This is a genomic window from Terriglobus sp., from assembly GCF_965201105.1.
Taxonomy (GTDB): Bacteria; Acidobacteriota; Terriglobia; order Terriglobales; family Acidobacteriaceae; genus Terriglobus.
The window spans coordinates 1,382,972-1,400,830 of the sequence record NZ_OZ241741.1 but is presented as its reverse complement, the minus strand read 5'-3'; the positions used below and the strand labels follow the sequence as shown (position 1 = coordinate 1,400,830).

Below are 17,859 nucleotides of genomic sequence, written 5' to 3'. Positions count from 1 at the left end.
TGCTAATCCTCACCCTGCAAGCGCAGCCGCGCTCGGCGCCGGAGCCATACTCGCAGCAGTGCGGCAAGCAAGATGCTCGCCAGGAATACCAGGACCACCACCGCCCATGGGTACTTCGCAAAGAACAGTTTCAGGGTGTTCCAAACGCCGAGCGAGCCCACGTGGTAATTGTCATTGCCGATGCGGTAGGACGTGAACTGCGTTCCATGCAGCACGCTCACGGACTGCCCGATGTCCGACGATTGCGCGACTCGCAGGAACGTTGTCAAAAAGGTGGGAATCACACTCCGATCCCGTAGAGCGATGACCACTACCGACCGCTCGGAGCGCCGCGGCCATTCAAGTCCCTCAAGCATCGCGTCCGGCAGGCCGCCGGACGTTTCCAGCTGGCCAGACTGGACATGGTCCGACGAACGCACCTTCCACCAGGCATTTTCTAGCGGTGCAAAAAAGCCTTGTGTGTCCTGCACCCGCAGTCCATTGCTCTGAATCTGCACCGGCAGGCGCTCGCCAAGCGTATTCAACGCCGGCTGGTCTTCAACCGTGCCAAGCACCAGGTAGTCACGCCGTCCGTCACTCTTCAGACCCTCGGGACCCGTGACCGTCACGTTGGTGACTGGATATCCCGTTTGTGCGCCGAAGTGACCCATCAGGGTCAAATAAAGCTCGATCTCGTCCGCGCCCGGGTTGTCCGGCAAAACAGCTACCGTCTCCGACAGGTCTTTCATCCGCGTGAAAGGATAGCCGGCGTTGGCAAACAGCTCCAGATCCGGCAACGCCGCCAAGTGCGGAATATCACGAATGTCGAAGTAGCTTTCCTTCAGCACAGCCCCTTGCAGGTTCAAGGGCGCAGTGTCCTGGCATTTATTTTTCTTTGCAATCTGAAAGACGAACTTCAGCATCATCGAGTTGGAAAACGGCCGCATATTTACCCGTGGCACGGGCACCTCGGTCGACAGCACCTGGGTCGCCTTCTCAGAGTGCGGCATCGGCGTGGAGCTGACATAGGCTCCATTGGCATAAAACTGCAGCGTGCTCTCGTTCGCCAGCGGAACGGGATTGTAGCGGTACTCCAAATGGAACGGGATGTTTGCAGGAGCGTAACTGATGATGTCCGGAGGAATGCGGAAGTACACACCAACCGGCACGGACCCATCACCCTGCAGGTCGCCCGTGTTCATGATCTGGCCCAGGGTGACCGGTTCCTTCGTGTTCGTGGGAAGCCAGCGTGGCGCGTCGTCCGGCTCGCTGCTTGGCAACGGCTTCAGCGACACGGAAACCTGATTGCCTTGCCACAAATTTCGCTGCAACGAAAGCGCCCGCGCTGCCGTGACCAGGTCGTCTGCCGAGTCCCCGGACAGGATCAGCACTTTGGAGTACGGATCGGATGGGTTGGTCCGCATGGAAATCGAAGGTCCACCCGAGCTCTGCAGGTTTAGAGATCCTGGCAGATCGGACGCGGTTTCGCTCAGCAGTACCACGTTCCCCGGGGGAATTTGCCCGAACGAGACAGGAAAGCGAACCGGTCGCAAATCCGTTGGAAGCAGACCGAACCAGGACGCGACGATACCCGCTGCCTGCAGCGCCTTGGTCGATGGCTGGTTTAGAAACACAATTGGGATGACTGGATGCAGGTTGACCGCCGCGTCATAGAACGGCAATGGGAGCAGCTTCAGGTCGTCCTGCAGTGGCAGAAGATTGCCCTGAAGCTCGATCGAACTGTTCGCGTCCACATGCGCCCAAAGCGTGGAGTGGGAGGGATCCTCGCACTGCAGCGTGTAATGCCCGACGAATTCAAAGGTGATCTGGTTGTCATGCACCAGCATCTCGGCTGGCATCTCCAGGGTCGCCTCAAGCAAGGCACTGTTCTCGCCCGCGCGTCGGATCGACAACTGCTGCGACTCCGCCACCTTTTCTTCCGGCGTCAAATCCGCGGGTGCGCCTGAGATTGATGGCTGCGTGCTCACCGGCAGAGTTGCAAATAACGTGCCGTTCACGCTGACCTTCAAATGCGACAGCGCCGGCAGCAAACCGGGAGAAAAGTGATATCGCAACCGCATCGTCGCGGTCTTTACGATCTGGGTCTGCGGAACTGAAAAATAAAGTGAATGGTATGCGTCCACGCCACGCATGACGATCGTGTCCGGTGTTCCGACATCGGCCAGCGTGAATACGTTGTCGAACTGCCCTGCCGGTATCGCACGTGGTGACGCCGGTGACGCTGTCGCCGGCACACCTGCTGCGGGAGCACCCGGCAGGTTCACCTGGGCCTGATTTCTGGAGCCGGAGGCCTGAATGGTCGGGCCCTGCGCCCTCGCCGAACGGCTGCTGACCAGCCCCAGAGCGAGCGCGCACAAGATCAGCAAAGGTGCGATGCTGGTCGCCATTCTTCCTGAAGCCGCGGCGCTGCTGCTTGCGGGTTTTGAGCCTTTCATCAGGCCACGGGCGGTTTCGCGCAACCCGATCACAGCCAGCAACATGATGCGGCCAAGGCTGCGAAGCGGACGGTCCGGATCACGGCTTTCGCCCCATCCCAACCAGGTATCCGCCCTGGAATACAGCACCTGCGTGAGCGTTTCTTCCTCCTGAACCGACAGAGCATCAAACTGGGCCCGCAGCTCCGTTCCGCTTACGCGAATAATCGTCGCCGGGATCCCGGCCTCGCCGTCCAGCACCGGAAACAGGATGCACGCGGCAGTACCCGGGGCCACCGCGCTTTCCTCCATCATTTCCAACATCACTCCTCCGCTGGACACGTCAGCGGTCACCCCGTCGAACACCGTTCCATCCGCCAGTTCCACGCGCGCGGGAACCTGCATCGTCACGCGGACCGTCTGCCGCCGTTGCTGGCTTTCCCACGCCACCCCACAGGCCACCCCCAGAATCAGCGTGTTGAAGATCGTCCAAATCACATTCATCGCAATCGTGCCCGGATGCGTGCCGTCCCACATATTCGCCGGCACGTTCAGCAGCCAGGTGATCGGGCCCAGACCCTCCGCAGCACGTGGAAACTGAAAGTAGCGAGGAATCGCACAGAGCATGCCCATAAAGTTGAAAAGGAGCATCACCAGAAACGGCAGCGCGATGCGGGAATCGAAGAACCGGTTTCTGACCACGCCACCTTTCGCGGTTACATTGAACGATCCCAGCTTCGGGTTGAACAGTGCCATCGTCGTTGGCAGGAAGATGTACGGCGCCAGCACCGTTTCATAGATTTCGTTCCAAAACGAGTGCCGATGCTGCCCCTGAATGCGCGAGTTGGTCATGGATGACAGCACAAGGTGGGGAAAGGCATACGCCAGAATCGCGGCCCAATATCCCGGCACGTTGGTGTAGCCCCAGACCAGGTAAATCAGCGGCGCAAACAGAAAGATGAGGCGTGGCAAACCGTACAGGAAGTGCGTCATCGCATTGAAGTAGCAAAGACGCTGCAGCGGCTTCAAACCCTTTACAAACAGCGGGTTGTCCGTCCGCATGATCTGGATCATGCCGCGTGCCCAACGGATGCGCTGCTTTACATGGCCGCTCAAGCGTTCCGTCGCAAGTCCGGCCGCCTGCGCGATATTGATATACGCCGTATTCCACCCGTTCATCTGCATGCGCAGGCTGGTGTGTGCGTCTTCTGTTACGGTCTCCACGGCGATGCCGCCGATCTCATCTAGCGCTGACCTCCGCAACACCGCACACGATCCGCAGAAAAAGGTCGCGTTCCAGAAATCGTTGGCATCCTGGACGATGCCATAGAACAGCTCTCCCTCATTCGGAATGGAGCGGAACTGCCCAAGATTGCGCTCAAACGGGTCCGGCGAGTAGAAGTGGTGCGGCGTCTGCAACATACCCAGGTTCGGGTCACGCAGGAACCAGCCCACCGTCACCTGCAGGAACGATCGCGTCGGCACGTGGTCCGAATCGAAGATTGCCACCAATGGCGAGTCGAGCCGCGCCAACGCACGGTTGATGTTGCCAGCCTTGGCGTGGTGGTTGTCATCGCGGGTCATATAGCCCAGGCCCGCCTCTTCCGCGAACAACCGGAATTCCTCGCGCTTCCCGTCATCCAGGATGTAGACGTTGAGCTTGTCCGCTGGCCAGTCAATATTGATGGCCGCAAGCGCGGTGTAACGCACCACGGTAAGCGGCTCGTTGTACGTCGGAATCAGCAGATCAATGGCCGGCCACTCGGCCGGGTCGTCCGGCAACGGTACCGGCGTGCGGCGCAGAGGCCACAATGTTTGCGTATAGCCCAGGTAAAGGATCGCGAACGCATACAACTCCGCGCACAGCAACAAGATGATGAAGAACGCGTCCAGCGGCCCCCATTGCGTGTTTGCCGGATCGCGAAAAAAATTCACCACGGTGGCCACACGCCAGTAGGCATAACGAAAAGTCGAAAAGCAGGACGCCATCATCAGCGTCAGCGTGATCAGGTACGAGCTGGAAGACCGGTCCATCCAGATACCGATCAGCACGGTCACCACGCCCAGCACCGCCTGTTGGGGCCAGGTCAGTTCCAGGCTTCCGCAGTACAGCAGCAGTGAAACGCAGGCCAGCACCACCGAAACCCGCAGCAGCCGCAGCAGGGGCGAAACGCCCGTTTCGAACTCGCGCCACATCGCCGCTCGGGTCATCGTTCGCTCCACCGCGCCGGGCGCGTATAGCTCAGGCCCGGATCTGCGAGCTTCCGCACCCAGGCCGCCAGATTCATGTAGTCGTTCGCAACGGACGACCGCGGAGCATAGTCGATCACGGTCATGCCTTCCGCGAGGGCTTCCGAGACCGCAGGGGTGCGGTGCAGCATGATCGGCAGCAACCGCTCGCCCAGGAACTGCCGCAAGACTTCTCGCACGTCCAGATGCAGCGGCACCGTTGGGTCGTATTGATTCAGCACGTAATAGGGCTTTACTGGACGGCCGTCCGCTCCGTTCACATCTTGAAAGAGCCGCTCGACCGCCTGGGTTCCCAGCACGGAATTCATGTCGGGCGCCACCGGCACCAGAACCCAGGGATTCGACCCGGCTACGGTCCGGGCCAGCCAGGCACTGTTCACGCCCGCATCGACCAGCACGCGTTGCACTTCGTTCGCACGGCGGTACAGATCGTCCAGCACACGTGTCTGTCCGGCTTCGTCATACCCCCGGCTGTCCGCGTCATAGCTGACCAGGACCACCGGCGCATCGTTGCTGCCCGGCGGCGGCGAAAAGGTGCGCACCGCTCCAGGCCGCTGCTCCCGCGCTCCAAAGTAATACGGCAGAATGCCGTGCACGTTCGTATCGGCCAACAGGACCTTTTCCCCGAGCGAGGACAAAGCCCGCCCCAGCGTTGCGACAATGCTGGTTTTTCCCACACCGCCGCTGATCGACAACACACACAGCATGGGTGCGGGATGGGGCGCGGAGCGCATTCCAGTTCGAGGCTCCGTGCTTTGCCGGCCTTCCGAACCCATCAGGCCGCTCAACGCGAACCAACGGGATGCAACCCGCTCTCGCGACTGCTGCAGCGTGTCGGATGCAGTTCCTTGCGGCTCGCTCGGCTGCAATTCAGGGGCACGCCGTGGATCGTGTGCCGACTTTTCGGAAGGGCTGACCGGCCCTGTACTTACGTCAGCCGAAAATGCCCGGGCAGACGGCGCCTGTGCCCGCGGACGCAGACCGGAAGGCTGTCTCCGAAGGACGGGACGGGGTGCAGGAACGCCCGGATCTCCGGGGGTGGCTGGCAGATCGGAACCTTCCGCAACCGCATCCAGCTTCGCTCCTTCGGTCCGCCGGGCCGCCCGTCTTTCTCCGCTGAGCCATGCCGGTGGCGCGGCAGGTTCCCCGGCGGAGGACGCCTCGGTTGCGAGCTCCGGCTCCTGCAACGTCCGTGGCTGCCGCGTGGTGCGGGCGATCGGCTCCCTTGCCGGCTGCCTGCGCCGTCGAAACCCGCTCTCGCCCGCGTGGTTCAGAGCGCGCCAGTGCACCGGCTCATAGCGGCGCGTGCCCGCTTCGGGGTTGGCCTGGCGCGGCTCAGTCGACGCTGCCGCAGGCGCATCCTCCGTCTTTCCTGTACCAGTCTCCTGCTCCTGAACGAAACGATCCTGTGCAGCGCGACGGTCCACCTCCAGCTGCGCGATCCGCTGGCCCTCCGCCGCTACTGCATCACGGGTCCGCGCTTCTGCCGCCAAGGGCTCCGCATTCTGCTTGTGTGTCGAAGCCAGAAGCGGTCCCAGATCCAGCAGGCGCCGCCGAGGGCTTGGGATGAACATGCGGGAACTGCCCTCTTCCGCGAGTTCCTCCGGTTCCTCATACAGGATCGGTCGCAGCCGTCCGTCGTCCTTTGCCTCAGTTTCCGCATAGGGCGCCCGAGCTTGCCTGCCCGCCTCCACAGCCGGTTCGTTCACAACTTCGTGCAAGACAGTATCCCGCCGCGTATCTCCACCAGCAGGACGGAAGACGGGTATAGGTTCGCTCAAGTCCGATTGCCCAACACTCGTTGCCACTGCGAGTGCTTCTTCCGGCTCCGGGAAAGCAGGTGCCGGATTGCTGTTCGGTGCCGGCGCAAACTGTGTCGTCGGAGACGGACGGACGGTCCGCATCGGCTGCTCATGTTCGCCGCTTACCCGGCTTGCGGGACGAATGTGCAGGTCTGCGGGCGCACTTTCGCGGCCTTCCGCATTCCGCGCCCCCTGCGAGGGACTGAACAACCGCGCCACATGGCTGCCGTCGTAGTAGTCGTCGTCCAGGTCGTACTGCGTTTCTGCTTCCTGATCGCGCGATGGACGTTCCCGCTCCTGCTTGGAGATTTGCACCCGTTCCTCGACAGGATCCTTCTGCACGGGAAGGCGGTCGACAGACTGCGCCGGTGACGGCGCGAACTGATTGCTGCTCCGATACGCGACGATCGTTCCGGAGTCGAACTCGTCAGAGCCGGGGTGCACTGGATACACATATGCCCTGCGTTCCGTCGACACACGCGCCGCACGCGCCGTGCGGACGCCCGGCGTGGATGCGAAATAAGCCGGGTCCACCGGTCCGGTGTAGTAATAAGGATCCGTCGTTTCGCCAGGAAGCACGCGTGCCTGCTGGTTGACCTGCACCGGAGTCTGCGCGTCCGCTTCGGCGTAGCGCGCGGCCTGCTCTTCGGCGCGCTTGCGGGCTTCCAGCATCTCCTCCTGTGCACGTTCCGCCAGCACCCGCAGGTCTTCGGCGGATTGTTGACGCCGCAGAGCCTCCTGCCGCTCCCGCTCGGCGCGTTCCTCCGCACGCCGCATCACCTCTTCGGCCCGGCGCTTCGCCTCCGCATCCGCGTTTGCCTGCGCTGCGTCCGCTTCGGCTTTTCGCGTTCCTTCCAGCTGGCGCTGCGCGACTTCGATTTCACGCTGTGCCGCCTCTTCCAATTCGCGAGCGGCCTTCAGTTCAGCCTGCCGTTGCGCTTCCGCGGTTCGCGCGCGCTGCTGCGCCCGGTATTCGCGTCTGGAGGCCGAAAAATCCCGGTACTTGGCTCCGGGCAGGTTCGCCCACGAGTACAGAATGGCGACATCCTCCGGCGTCTCCGGAGCCAGGGCCTGCTCTTCCACCCTCGGGTTTGCGTTATCCACTCGTCGCTCCACAGGCCTGCCGGAAAGGCATAACGCAACGTGCCAGGGGCTCACAACAGCAGCCTTGGGGAGGGCACGGTGCATCGCCAGTTGTGCAGTACTTGGGTCTGAGGCTACGTTGCGTATGGGGTGAAGTCAACGGATTCGCCCTGCCACAAAAGTGTCAAAGAGGTAACCAGTACGGATCACAGACACGGTCGAAAAGAGCCTCCTAACTCTTTGCGAATACGTGATGTCCGCCCCCCTTTTACCTCCAGAGACAGCGCTCCGCGTACCCTCACAAGCGTTGCAGCATGGCGGGAGCTCTGCTACTATCAGTCCTGTCGAGCGGGAGTAGCTCAGTGGTAGAGTGCTTCCTTGCCAAGGAAGATGTCGCGGGTTCAAATCCCGTCTCCCGCTCCAAATCTTCTGATCTTCCTTCAGTAAGAGTTCCGTCTCATGCTGCTCCCGTTACCGGTTGAGCGCAGGTACGGTTCGGGGCGCGGTACCCAAGTGGTAAGGGAGAGGTCTGCAAAACCTTTATGCGTCGGTTCGATTCCGACCCGCGCCTCCATTTCTGTACCGAAAGTTGCATTCACAATTCGCATGGATCGCATTCTCATAAAGCCATGAAGAGGCTTGTCTTGGTGGGCGTTCTCGTGTGCGTTGGTGCACTATGTGGCTGGTACTACTTCACAGGTACACCACGTATTCGCTGATGAGGTTGAGCAACGCAATAAGCTCAAAAGACTATGAAACGGCGCGAAGCCTCATAGATGAAGACCGACTGGCCGACCAAGTCGCAAGTGACGTAACCGAGACCATCTTTACTGCAATGCAGCAAAGTCAAACGAAGGAGTTAGCTGGTAGCCCGTTTGCCGGTTTCGGTTCTGCGATGCTTGCAATGCTAAAACCACAGATCGCGTCCGTTGCTAAGTCACAGGTGAAGCAAACAATTGACGATCTGTTAGGCGCTCACAGCACACTCGATACTCGGGGCAAACCAGCGCACCAGATAGATAAAGCCCGCTTGCGTTCTATTCATCTCGCATCCGTTGCCGTGAGCGGGAATACTGCGGAAGCTGTTTTTGACCACCTTCCTTCCGACACACCGAAAGGCCTCAACCCGTTACGCGTTCGACTTGCTCATGAAGAAGGAACGCGTCGATGGAGAGTGGTCGCTATGCCGGACGTAAGCGCAATTTTCGCGGAGCCCCTTCGGGAAGCTCTAGAGAGAAAATAGTTCTACCGCGACACGCCCTCCAACGGCGAACTCGCGGACGCATACAGCCGCCGCGGCATCCGCCCCGCCAGGTAAGCCTGCCGCCCTGCCAGCACCGCGTGTCCCATCGCCTCCGCCATCAGCACCGGGTTCCGAGCCTCCGCAATCGCGGTGTTCATCAGCACGGCGTCAAAACCCATTTCCATCGCCACCGCAGCGTCGCTCGCGGTGCCCACTCCCGCGTCCACAATGAGCGGAACCTCGGTGATCATCTCCCGCAAAATCCGCAGGTTCGCCGTGTTCTGCAGGCCCAGTCCCGAGCCGATCGGGGCTCCCAGTGGCATCACCGCCGCAGCACCAACGTCGATCAGCCGCTTCGCAAACACAATGTCATCAGAGGTATACGGCAGAACCGTAAACCCTTCCTTCACGAGTACCTCCGTTGCCATCAACGTTCCAGCTACGTCCGGGTACAACGTTCGTTGATCGCCGATTACCTCAATTTTTACCCAGTCCGACAGCCCCACCTCGCGCGCCAGCATCGCCGCGCGGATCGCCTCCTGGCCGGTGTAGCAGCCGGCGGTGTTGGGCAGCATGAAGTAGCGTTCCGGGTCGATGAAGTCGAGCAACGATTCGGTCGAGCGGTCCAGATTCACCCGCCGGACAGCCACCGTCACCATCTCGGCACCGCTCCGCTCGATCGCATCCCGCGTCTCCGGCCCGTCTTTGTACTTGCCCGTGCCCACAATTAGCCGCGACTCAAACGCCTTGCCCGCAATGACCAGAGGTTCCATAACTCCCATTCTAAAGAGCCTGCCGCCGACAAGACAGCAACGTTCTGCGCCTCGAAAAGCAGAAGCCTGCACCGGTTGGGTGCAGGCTTCGAGCTTCGGTGAACTGTTGAGATTGACCTGAGGCGTCCACTCTTGCGGAGGGCCTCGGCGGAGTACAGCCGAATCGACGTACAGTTCGGCGAAATGCCAGGTCTAGAGCGGACGCTCTAAGCCTCAGTCACCTCACGTGTTGAACCACATAAATTACTGTCAGATTTCATAGGCTGGACCATCCTCCTTTCCCGTGTAAGAGTGTTTTACGCCTTGCTCCCACTTCAGTGCAAGTGCCGGAATACGCCACTTCAGGAGGAGGCGTCATGCGCATCATTCCACTCGTTCTCGGCACCCTGTTACTCGCGGTCGGCATCTTCGGCCTGCTGACCGGCGGCATCTCCTTCACGCACCGCAAAGACGTCGTAAACACCGGCTCCGTGCATATCACCCGTGAGTCCACCAGCCACCTGCCTCTCGCACCCGTCCTGAGCGTCCTGGCGATCGCGGCGGGCGCCGGCTGCATCTTTGCCGGAATGCGCACGCGTTAGGCCGTTCTTCCTATACTTGGAACGATGCTGCTTCTGCTTACACTCGGCCTTGCCGTCCTCCTGGGCCTGGCATTCGGCAGCTTTCTGAACGTCTGCATCGTTCGCCTGCCCCAGGATCAATCGATCGCGTCGCCTCGTTCCCACTGCACACAGTGCGGCGCTACGCTGCGCAACATCGACAACATTCCCTTGCTCAGTTACCTGCTATTGCGCGGCAAGTGCCGCACCTGCGGCGTTCGTATCTCGCCGCAGTATCCGCTGGTGGAGGCGATCACCGCTGCCTGGTTCGTCAGCAGCGCCCTGCCGCTCGCCTCGTTGCTGCGGCAAAGCGCCTCCACCGCCGATCCGCTGCTCGCCGCCGCGGTTCACAGCGCCGCCACCGCCGCCTTTGGCTTCCTGCTCATCGGCCTGGCCGTCATGGACTGGCAAACTGGCCTCCTGCCGAACGAATTCACCCTGGGCGGTCTCGCCGCGGGCATTTTCTTCACCTTTGCCGAGTCCTTCTTCGTCCCCGCCAACCCGAACAAAACTCTCTTCACACCAGAGGAGGTCTTCATCGCACAACGCCTTGGCGCGGCGCTCGCCGGCTTCCTCCTGCTCTGGGGCATCGACAAGATCTACCACCTGGTCCGAAGACGGCCCGGCGTGGGCGGCGGCGACCCAAAACTGCTCGCCATGATGGGCAGCTTCCTCGGCGTGCACGCGCTTGCTGTCGCCTTCCTGGCCGGCACTGCCCTGGCGACACTCGCCGCGGTCACAACGCTCGCCTTTCGCCGCGGCAACGGCGGCACACGGCTGCCCTTCGGCAGCTTTCTCGCGCTCGGCGGACTCTTTGCCGCCATCTGGGGCGACCGCCTCGCCGCCTGGTACCTCGATCTCTTCCACTAGATCGAAAAGGGGCCTCGCCGCGGCAGTATCATAGAGTCGATGAACACGGCGCATCCTTATATCTGGAACTACATCCCGCTCGCCTTCCAGCTGCTCATCGCCATCGGCATGGCTGGCGGCATGGTCGCCGGGTCCTACTTCATCGGCAAAAAGCGCCAGAGCAAGGTCAAGGCCGGCGCCTACGAGTGCGGCATGGAACCCATTGGCGACGCCCGCGGCCGCTTTTCCGTCCGCTTCTACATGGTCGCCATGCTCTTCATCCTGTTCGACGTGGAAGCCGTCTTCATGCTGCCCTGGGCGGTTATCTTCCGCCAGCTCCACGGCATCACCGGCTCGCGCATGTTCGGATTCTGGGAGATGCTCGTCTATCTCGGTTTCGTCGGTGTCGGCCTCTTCTACGTCTGGAAGAAAGGCATCCTCGACTGGTCCAACGACCGCGCCGACCTCTAATAAGGGCTTCAGCCCCCGAGATAGCAAGGCCGAACACAACGAAACGGGGCTTTAGCCCCTAAGGCGGAACAAAATGTCACAACCGATCCTCGGACTCGAAGCCGTCGAAACCGCAATCCCTGGCAACGCCGGCCTCGCTGCCCTGCGCGACCTCGCCACCCGCGTCAAGTGGGATCGCAACGAACTCACCGTCACCGTCGCGGCGGAGAATATCGTCGCCGCCGCCCGCGCCGTCCAGGCCGCCGGCTACAACTTCTTCGAGGACTGCACCGCCGCCGACTGGTACCCGTCCGAGCCGCGCTTCCAGGTCAGCTACCACATCGTCTCGCACACACTCAAGCAGCGCATCCGGCTCGCCGTCATGCTCTCCGGCGATGACCCCGCCATCGAGACCATCACCTCCGTCTGGCCCTCCGCCAACTTCTACGAGCGCGAAGTCTTCGACCTCTTCGGCATCCGCTTCACCGGCCACCCCAACCTTACCCGCATCATGATGCCCACCGACTGGAAGGGCCACCCGCTCCGCAAGGATTACCCCGTCGAGGGCTACCGGTGATTACTTTCCTGCTTGCGCTTTCGTTCGTGCCGTTCCAGGCTTCGACAGCGAATCAACAGTTCGACTGTAAGTGGGACGATAAGGCCCTGCCGTGCGAGATGAAGACCACCACCGCCCACTACACGATCGCGGTCTACAACAAGTGCAAGGAAGGTACCGAGTACACCTGCAGGGACTATGTCTACACTTCCGTCGATCAGAAAGGTAGGCGCTTCACCCTGCAGCATGGCCGAATGGCGTATCGCGTCTGTCCTTACGACAACATCACACCCTGCGAGCAGCAGGGCTGGGTATTTCGCAACGGCAACACGGAGTACCTCGTCAGATATCCCACAGGTACGCTTGAAGTGCGTCAGGGCGACAAGCTCCTGCTCCGAGAAGAAGCAATTTCAGTTGAGCCATGAGCGACGTACCTGACATATGTGAGCCGCTTCTGCGGCAAAGCAGTTCCGACTTTAGAACGTCCACGATAAGGACCGACATCATGGCAACCATCGCTCCTCCCGAAGTTCTCATCCCCGGCATCGACGACGTCATCCGCGACGCGCAAAAGCACGCGCAGGACCCCGGCGGCGAACAGACCATGGTTCTCAACATGGGACCGCAGCACCCGTCCACCCACGGCGTGCTCCGCCTGGTTCTCGAGATCGACGGCGAAACCGTCGTCTCGCTCGCCCCCGACATCGGCTATCTGCACACCGGTATCGAGAAGACGTGCGAAGCCAAGTTCTACCAGCAGGTCGTTCCGCTGACCGACCGCATCGACTATCTCTCCCCCATGACGAACGAGCTCTGCTACGTGCTCGCCGTCGAAAAGCTCCTTGAGCTTGAAATCCCGGACCGCGCCCAGACCCTGCGCGTCCTCATGAACGAACTCACCCGCATTCAGTCCCACCTGGTCTGGCTCGGCACCCACGCCATGGACATCGGCGCGCTCACCGTCTTCCTGTACTGCTTCCGCGAGCGCGAAGACATCCTGCGCATCTTCGAAATGCTCAGCGGCCAGCGCATGATGGCCAGCTACTTCCGCGTGGGTGGCGTCGCCATGGAGCCGCCACTCGACTTCTGGCCCAAGGTGCGCGCCTTCCTCAAGCGCATGCCCGAAAAGATTGCTGAGTACGAAGCCCTGCTCAGCGGCAACCCCATCTGGGTCTCGCGCCTCAAGGGCGTCGGTCCCCTTTCCGCTGCGGACGCCATCGCCCTCGGCGTCACCGGCCCGCCGCTGCGCGCCTCCGGCGTCGACTGGGACCTCCGCCGCGACATGCCCTACTCCGGCTACGAGAAGTACCAGTTCAAGGTCCCGACCAGCACCGTCGGCGACGTCTGGGCGCGGTACGTCGTCCGCATGGAAGAAATGTACGAGTCCGTCAAAATCTGCAACCAGGCGCTCGACCGCATGCCCGAAGGTCCCATCGTTGCCGACGCGCCCAAAATCATCCTTCCCGACCGCGAACAGATGAAGACCCAGATGGAATCCCTCATCCATCACTTCAAAATCGTTACCGAGGGCTTCGCCGTTCCCGCCGGCGAGGTCTTCCAGACCGTCGAATCCCCGCGCGGCCTCATGGGCTACTACGTCGTCTCCGACGGCACCGCCAAGCCTCTCCGGGTTCACATGCGCAACCCCAGCTTCGCCACCCTCCAATCCCTCGAGACCATGTGCAAAGGCAAACTGCTCGGCGACGTCGTCGCCGTCATCGGCTCCATCGACATCGTCCTCGGCGAAATCGATCGCTAAACATTCCCGCTCCGTGAGCGAACAACGAATAAACATGTTCGCTCCGGAGCAAAGCAAACGGCTAATGACGCCAGCTTTCGTGACGAACCAACCGCTAAGAATGCTCGCGTTCGGGCGAAACGAAGGGCCAACGACGCCAGCGTTCGGGCGAAACGAAGGGCCAACGACGCCAGCGTTCGGGCGAAACGAAGGGCCAACGACGCCAGCTTTCGGGGCGAAACGAACGGCCCACTATTCCAGCTTCCGGAACGAACTGATTGCCAAAAATGCTCGCTTTTGGGGCAAACAATCATCTGACGCCGCTCGCCGGGCACTCGGAACGGCACAGCTTCAGCTGTGCCGTTAGGGATAGCAAAATAGAGGGCTTTAGCCGCTGAGGTATTGCTTTCTCACAATTGAGACCAGTCTCATCGCGATCAGGCCAACGAAGCCCTTCCTGTCTTACCCAGATCATCCCGCCATCGCGGGCTGCACGGTAGTTGACGCCTTCTCCGTCTTCACCGCATCCAACTGACCGAGGGAGCAACTATGCCAGGCGAGCAAGACCAGCAGCAACCCAAAGGCGGCGACATCGGCAAACAAGCTGCCGAGGAGCTGAGCGGCAAGATCCATAACGACGAGCAGCAGAAGCTGGACCATGAGTCCGACGAAAACTACGACGCCCAGTTCCAGCAGCACCTGGTTGAAAAGCTGAAACCCGAAATCACCGCCTTCAACGAAAAAGCCGAGTTCGCCGACGCCCTGAAGATGACCACCGAAACCGGCATGCTCAAGTTTTTCCGCGACAACAAGCCCGCGTACGCCTTGATCATCCACAAGCGGGAACTGCACTTCCTGGACCCCGGAAGCAGCACGCCCGTCAGTTCGCTTCAAATCAAGGGCGGTCCGGACGAGTACGCATTCCACGGCGGCACCGGGGCAGCGGCACCCATGGAAGAGGCCGATGCCATCAAAGGCCTCATCCGGCTCGCCGCGGGCGGCAAATTCCAGGCGGAGTAAGCCATGCCAACGCCAACGAATATCCAGAACGAGCTGAACCGCCATCGCGATACCAACAGCGAACGGCTAAAACAGCTCGTCGACGAGCAATACAACACCGAGATCACGCGACCCTTCTTTTTGCGCTTCTCCACCGGCGATCAGGAGGATGCCGTCGGCCTCAGCCGCCTGCTCTTCGCCAAGGGCCTGCGCCTGATCACGCCCGAACCACGCAAAACCGACCACGGCTGGCGTGTCGAGGTTGCGGTAAAGCACAACCTGCGCGAAATTACGCAGGAAGACTTCATCTGCGACCTCATCACCCTGTCCAGCGGTGTCAACGCGCGCTACGAGTGTTGGGACTTCCTGAGCGAAGATTCCGCCGAGGAAACTCAATCGCACGACAGCGTCCCCGAAGCGCACTGACGCGAGTGAAACTTCCGTCTCACGAGGAACACCGCCATCCTGGCGCACCATTGCGATAGCGTGAAGAAGTGAATCCAGCCGCCGAACTCCTCCAGCGTGAGCTCTGGTCCTCCTGGGCCGGCGTGCTCCGCTCCTACGCCGCCGTCCACTCCCTTGGCCGCGTCCATCACGCCGTCGTCGAGGTCTCCGAGAACCAAATCCTCCTCCGCTACGGCACCCGCTGGCTCCGCTTTGAACCCGGCAGCATGGATTCGAGCGAGAACGGCCCCAAGAGCTTTGCGCTCACGGTAAACGGCCAGGCACGCATCGACGACACCGAAGACGAGATGGACCTTGTCGCGGAACGCCTCACTCGCGAGATAATTACAGCGTGAGCACAGTCGCGGAGAGCATCTTTTCGCCGGCAACCGCCGAGCGCTTCGACAAACTCGTCACGATCTACCCGGTCAAGCGCTCCGCGCTCGTCCCCATGCTGCTCTACGCGCAGGACGACCTGGGTTACGTCACCGACGCCGCCGTCTCCGAGATCGCCCGTCGCCTCGACCTGCTCGAGCTCGACGTCCGCAACGTCCTCAGCTACTACTCCATGCTGCGCACCAAACCAGCCGGCAGGTTTAACGTCCAGGTCTGCACCAACATCTCCTGCATGATCGTCGGCGGCTACGACGTGCTCGACCACTGCAAGAAGCGCCTTGGCATCGGTCACAAGGAAACCACCCCCGACGGCGAGTTCTCCCTGGAAGAAGTCGAGTGCATCGGCGCCTGCTGCTGGGCCCCCGCCATGCAGGTCAACTACGACTTCCACGAAAACCTGACGCCCGCCAAGGTCGACCAGATCCTGGACGACTACGCCGCGGGCCGTGGAAAGGACGTAAAGTAATGCCGGAACTCGTCAGCCATCCCGACGAAGTCAAGGTCATCAGCCGCCGCTTCGGCCAGGGCGCGGCCGAACTCGACCGCTATCTCGAGCTCGACGGCTACAAAGCCGCCCAACTCGCCATCGACAACGGCCCTGAGTGGGTCATCAACGAAATGAAAGCCTCCGGCCTGCGTGGCCGCGGCGGTGCCGGCTTCCCCACCGGCATGAAGTGGTCATTCGTCCCCAAGCAGAGCGAAAAGCCGAAATACGTCCTGGTCAACGGCGACGAATCCGAACCCGGCACCTGCAAAGACCACGTCATCTTCCTCTACGACCCGCACGCCGTCATCGAAGGCACAATGATTGCCGGCCTCGCCATCGGCGCCAAGGTCGGCTTCATCTACCTGCGCGGCGAGTACCGCTACCTGCTCAAGATCGTCGAAAAAGCCGTCGCCGACTGCTATGCCAAGGGCATTCTCGGCAAGAACATCTTCGGCCGCGAGGGCATCGACTTCGACATCATCACCCAGACCGGCGCGGGCGCCTACGAAGTCGGCGAGGAGTCGGCGCTCATGGAATCGCTCGAGGGCAAGCGCGGCGTCCCCCGCATCAAGCCTCCCTTCCCGGCCGTCGTCGGCCTCTACGGCGGTCCCACCGTCATCAACAACGCCGAAACCATCGCCTCCGCCCCGCACATCCTGCTGATGGGCGGCGCCGAATACGCCAAAATTGGCTCCGAGCGCAACGGCGGCACCCGCCTCTTCGGCATCTCCGGCATGGTCGAGCGCCCCGGCATCTACGAGCTCCCCATGGGCTACAGCCTGAAAAAGGCCATCTACGACGTTGCCGGCGGGGTCAAAGGCGGCCGCAAACTCAAGGCCGTGGTCCCCGGCGGCTCCTCCTGCCCCGTCCTAACCGCCGACGAACTCGAAGTCGGCCTCGACTTCGACCAGATGGCCAAGGCCGGCACCATGCTCGGCTCCGGTGGCATTGTCGTGCTCGACGAGACCGTCAGCATGGTCGAGTTCGCCCTGCGCACCATCAAGTTCTACCAGCACGAATCCTGCGGCTGGTGCATCCCTTGCCGCGAGGGGACCGACTGGCTCAAGAAGACCCTCACCCGCTTCTACGACGGCGGCGGCAATGCGAAAGATATCAACAATATCCAGTACCTCGCCGAAAACATGATGGGCCGCACCTTCTGCCCACTCGGCGACGCCGCCGCCATGCCCACCCTCGGCTTCATCAAAAAATTTCGGCACGAATTCGAGGAATACCTCCAGGGCAAGCGCACCGAAAAACACTTCATCACCACCGAGGAACTCGTCGGCGCAGCCCATTGAGACCTCAGGAGTTCATCCGTATTCTGCTCAAAGCAGGATTTTTTCAGGTTCGTCAGGAAGGTAGCCACATTCGCTTTCGTCACCCTGACCGCGACCGGGACATCATCGTCCCCTACCATGCTGGTCAAGAGCTGAGTAAAGGTTTGCTGCACAGACTCAAGAAGGACGCCGGACTGAAATGAAACGTACATCGCTTGTGGTCTTCGAAAAGACAGAAACAGGCTGGGGCGCATTCTCACCCGACTACCCTACGGGTGGGCTCGGCGCCACGCTCGATGAAACACGTAAACATCTTCTGGAAGGCATAGGCTACTGCCTCGAAGAGGCGAATGAGCGAGCCAAAGTAGTCTCCACGCCACCTGCAAGCACCATCGATTTCTCAGAGTTCGACCCGGATCACACCGGGCATTACGTCATTGAGTGGCTGAGTATCGATATTCCGGTCGCCGCTCAGACCGAAGTAGCCGCATAAGGA

Annotated in this window: 17 protein-coding genes and 2 tRNA genes; 16 read left to right on the top strand and 3 right to left on the bottom strand. The window is 61.3% G+C overall.

Annotated features, from left to right (window positions below; translation table 11 throughout):
- Positions 1–2: 2 nt before the first annotated feature.
- The gene (gene bcsA / locus ACOFKT_RS06135) at positions 3–4,625 is read right to left on the bottom strand and encodes a UDP-forming cellulose synthase catalytic subunit (protein ID WP_419806528.1); all 4,623 of its coding nucleotides are present in this window, start codon (positions 4,623–4,625) and stop codon (positions 3–5) included.
- Positions 4,622–7,570, bottom strand: a complete 2,949-nt coding sequence (locus tag ACOFKT_RS06130; RefSeq protein WP_419806527.1) for a cellulose synthase operon protein YhjQ/BcsQ — start codon at positions 7,568–7,570, stop codon at positions 4,622–4,624. The genes bcsA and ACOFKT_RS06130 overlap by 4 nt, the downstream gene beginning before the upstream one ends.
- 327 nt (positions 7,571–7,897) lie before the next feature.
- Between ACOFKT_RS06130 and ACOFKT_RS06125 the strand changes: the two genes are divergently transcribed.
- From ACOFKT_RS06125 to ACOFKT_RS06115, 3 genes are all read left to right on the top strand, one after another.
- Positions 7,898–7,972, top strand: a tRNA-Gly gene (locus ACOFKT_RS06125).
- Between the two features lie 76 nt (positions 7,973–8,048).
- Positions 8,049–8,123 (top strand) — tRNA-Cys (locus ACOFKT_RS06120).
- Positions 8,124–8,273: 150 nt separating this feature from the next.
- On the top strand, positions 8,274–8,792 hold the full coding sequence (locus ACOFKT_RS06115; RefSeq protein ID WP_419806526.1) for a hypothetical protein: 519 nt from the start codon (positions 8,274–8,276) through the stop codon (positions 8,790–8,792).
- A gap of 2 nt (positions 8,793–8,794) precedes the next feature.
- Here ACOFKT_RS06115 and ACOFKT_RS06110 read toward each other — a convergent pair whose 3' ends face one another.
- Positions 8,795–9,565 carry a thiazole synthase gene (locus ACOFKT_RS06110; protein ID WP_419806525.1) on the bottom strand — a complete coding sequence of 257 codons (771 nt, stop codon included), beginning with the start codon at positions 9,563–9,565 and terminating at the stop codon, positions 8,795–8,797.
- A 356-nt stretch (positions 9,566–9,921) separates the two neighbouring features.
- On the opposite strand from ACOFKT_RS06110, the gene ACOFKT_RS06105 reads away from it, so the two are divergent.
- From ACOFKT_RS06105 to ACOFKT_RS06045, 13 genes are all read left to right on the top strand, one after another.
- The gene (locus tag ACOFKT_RS06105) at positions 9,922–10,146 is read left to right on the top strand and encodes a DUF3185 domain-containing protein (protein WP_419806524.1); all 225 of its coding nucleotides are present in this window, start codon (positions 9,922–9,924) and stop codon (positions 10,144–10,146) included.
- Between the two features lie 24 nt (positions 10,147–10,170).
- Positions 10,171–11,034, top strand: a complete 864-nt coding sequence (locus tag ACOFKT_RS06100; RefSeq protein ID WP_419806523.1) for a prepilin peptidase — start codon at positions 10,171–10,173, stop codon at positions 11,032–11,034.
- 39 nt (positions 11,035–11,073) lie between these two features.
- Positions 11,074–11,484 carry an NADH-quinone oxidoreductase subunit A gene (locus ACOFKT_RS06095; RefSeq protein WP_419806522.1) on the top strand — a complete coding sequence of 137 codons (411 nt, stop codon included), beginning with the start codon at positions 11,074–11,076 and terminating at the stop codon, positions 11,482–11,484.
- 73 nt (positions 11,485–11,557) lie between these two features.
- Positions 11,558–12,040, top strand: a complete 483-nt coding sequence (locus tag ACOFKT_RS06090; protein WP_419806521.1) for an NADH-quinone oxidoreductase subunit C — start codon at positions 11,558–11,560, stop codon at positions 12,038–12,040.
- The gene (locus ACOFKT_RS06085; protein WP_419806520.1) at positions 12,037–12,444 is read left to right on the top strand and encodes a hypothetical protein; all 408 of its coding nucleotides are present in this window, start codon (positions 12,037–12,039) and stop codon (positions 12,442–12,444) included. The genes ACOFKT_RS06090 and ACOFKT_RS06085 overlap by 4 nt, the downstream gene beginning before the upstream one ends.
- Before the next feature lie 80 nt (positions 12,445–12,524).
- Complete coding sequence (gene nuoD / locus ACOFKT_RS06080; RefSeq protein WP_419806519.1) at positions 12,525–13,778, top strand: NADH dehydrogenase (quinone) subunit D; 1,254 nt, start codon at positions 12,525–12,527, stop codon at positions 13,776–13,778.
- Between the two features lie 528 nt (positions 13,779–14,306).
- Positions 14,307–14,777: a hypothetical protein gene (locus ACOFKT_RS06075; RefSeq protein ID WP_419806518.1), complete on the top strand. Its 471-nt coding sequence runs from the start codon at positions 14,307–14,309 to the stop codon at positions 14,775–14,777.
- 3 nt (positions 14,778–14,780) lie between these two features.
- Positions 14,781–15,182, top strand: coding sequence for a hypothetical protein (locus ACOFKT_RS06070; protein ID WP_419806517.1), 402 nt, complete (start codon positions 14,781–14,783; stop codon positions 15,180–15,182).
- Positions 15,183–15,250: 68 nt separating this feature from the next.
- Positions 15,251–15,556 (top strand): transcriptional regulator, encoded by a 306-nt coding sequence (locus ACOFKT_RS06065; protein WP_419806516.1) that lies wholly within the window; start codon positions 15,251–15,253, stop codon positions 15,554–15,556.
- Positions 15,553–16,062: an NADH-quinone oxidoreductase subunit NuoE gene (nuoE, locus tag ACOFKT_RS06060; protein ID WP_419806515.1), complete on the top strand. Its 510-nt coding sequence runs from the start codon at positions 15,553–15,555 to the stop codon at positions 16,060–16,062. The genes ACOFKT_RS06065 and nuoE overlap by 4 nt, the downstream gene beginning before the upstream one ends.
- Positions 16,062–17,384, top strand: a complete 1,323-nt coding sequence (nuoF, locus tag ACOFKT_RS06055; protein ID WP_419806514.1) for an NADH-quinone oxidoreductase subunit NuoF — start codon at positions 16,062–16,064, stop codon at positions 17,382–17,384. Before nuoE ends, nuoF begins: the two co-directional genes overlap by 1 nt.
- Entirely contained in the window at positions 17,381–17,566 is a 186-nt protein-coding gene (locus tag ACOFKT_RS06050) for a type II toxin-antitoxin system HicA family toxin (RefSeq protein WP_419806513.1), read from the top strand. The genes nuoF and ACOFKT_RS06050 overlap by 4 nt, the downstream gene beginning before the upstream one ends.
- Positions 17,563–17,856: a type II toxin-antitoxin system HicB family antitoxin gene (locus ACOFKT_RS06045; protein ID WP_419806512.1), complete on the top strand. Its 294-nt coding sequence runs from the start codon at positions 17,563–17,565 to the stop codon at positions 17,854–17,856. Before ACOFKT_RS06050 ends, ACOFKT_RS06045 begins: the two co-directional genes overlap by 4 nt.
- Positions 17,857–17,859 lie beyond the last annotated feature (3 nt).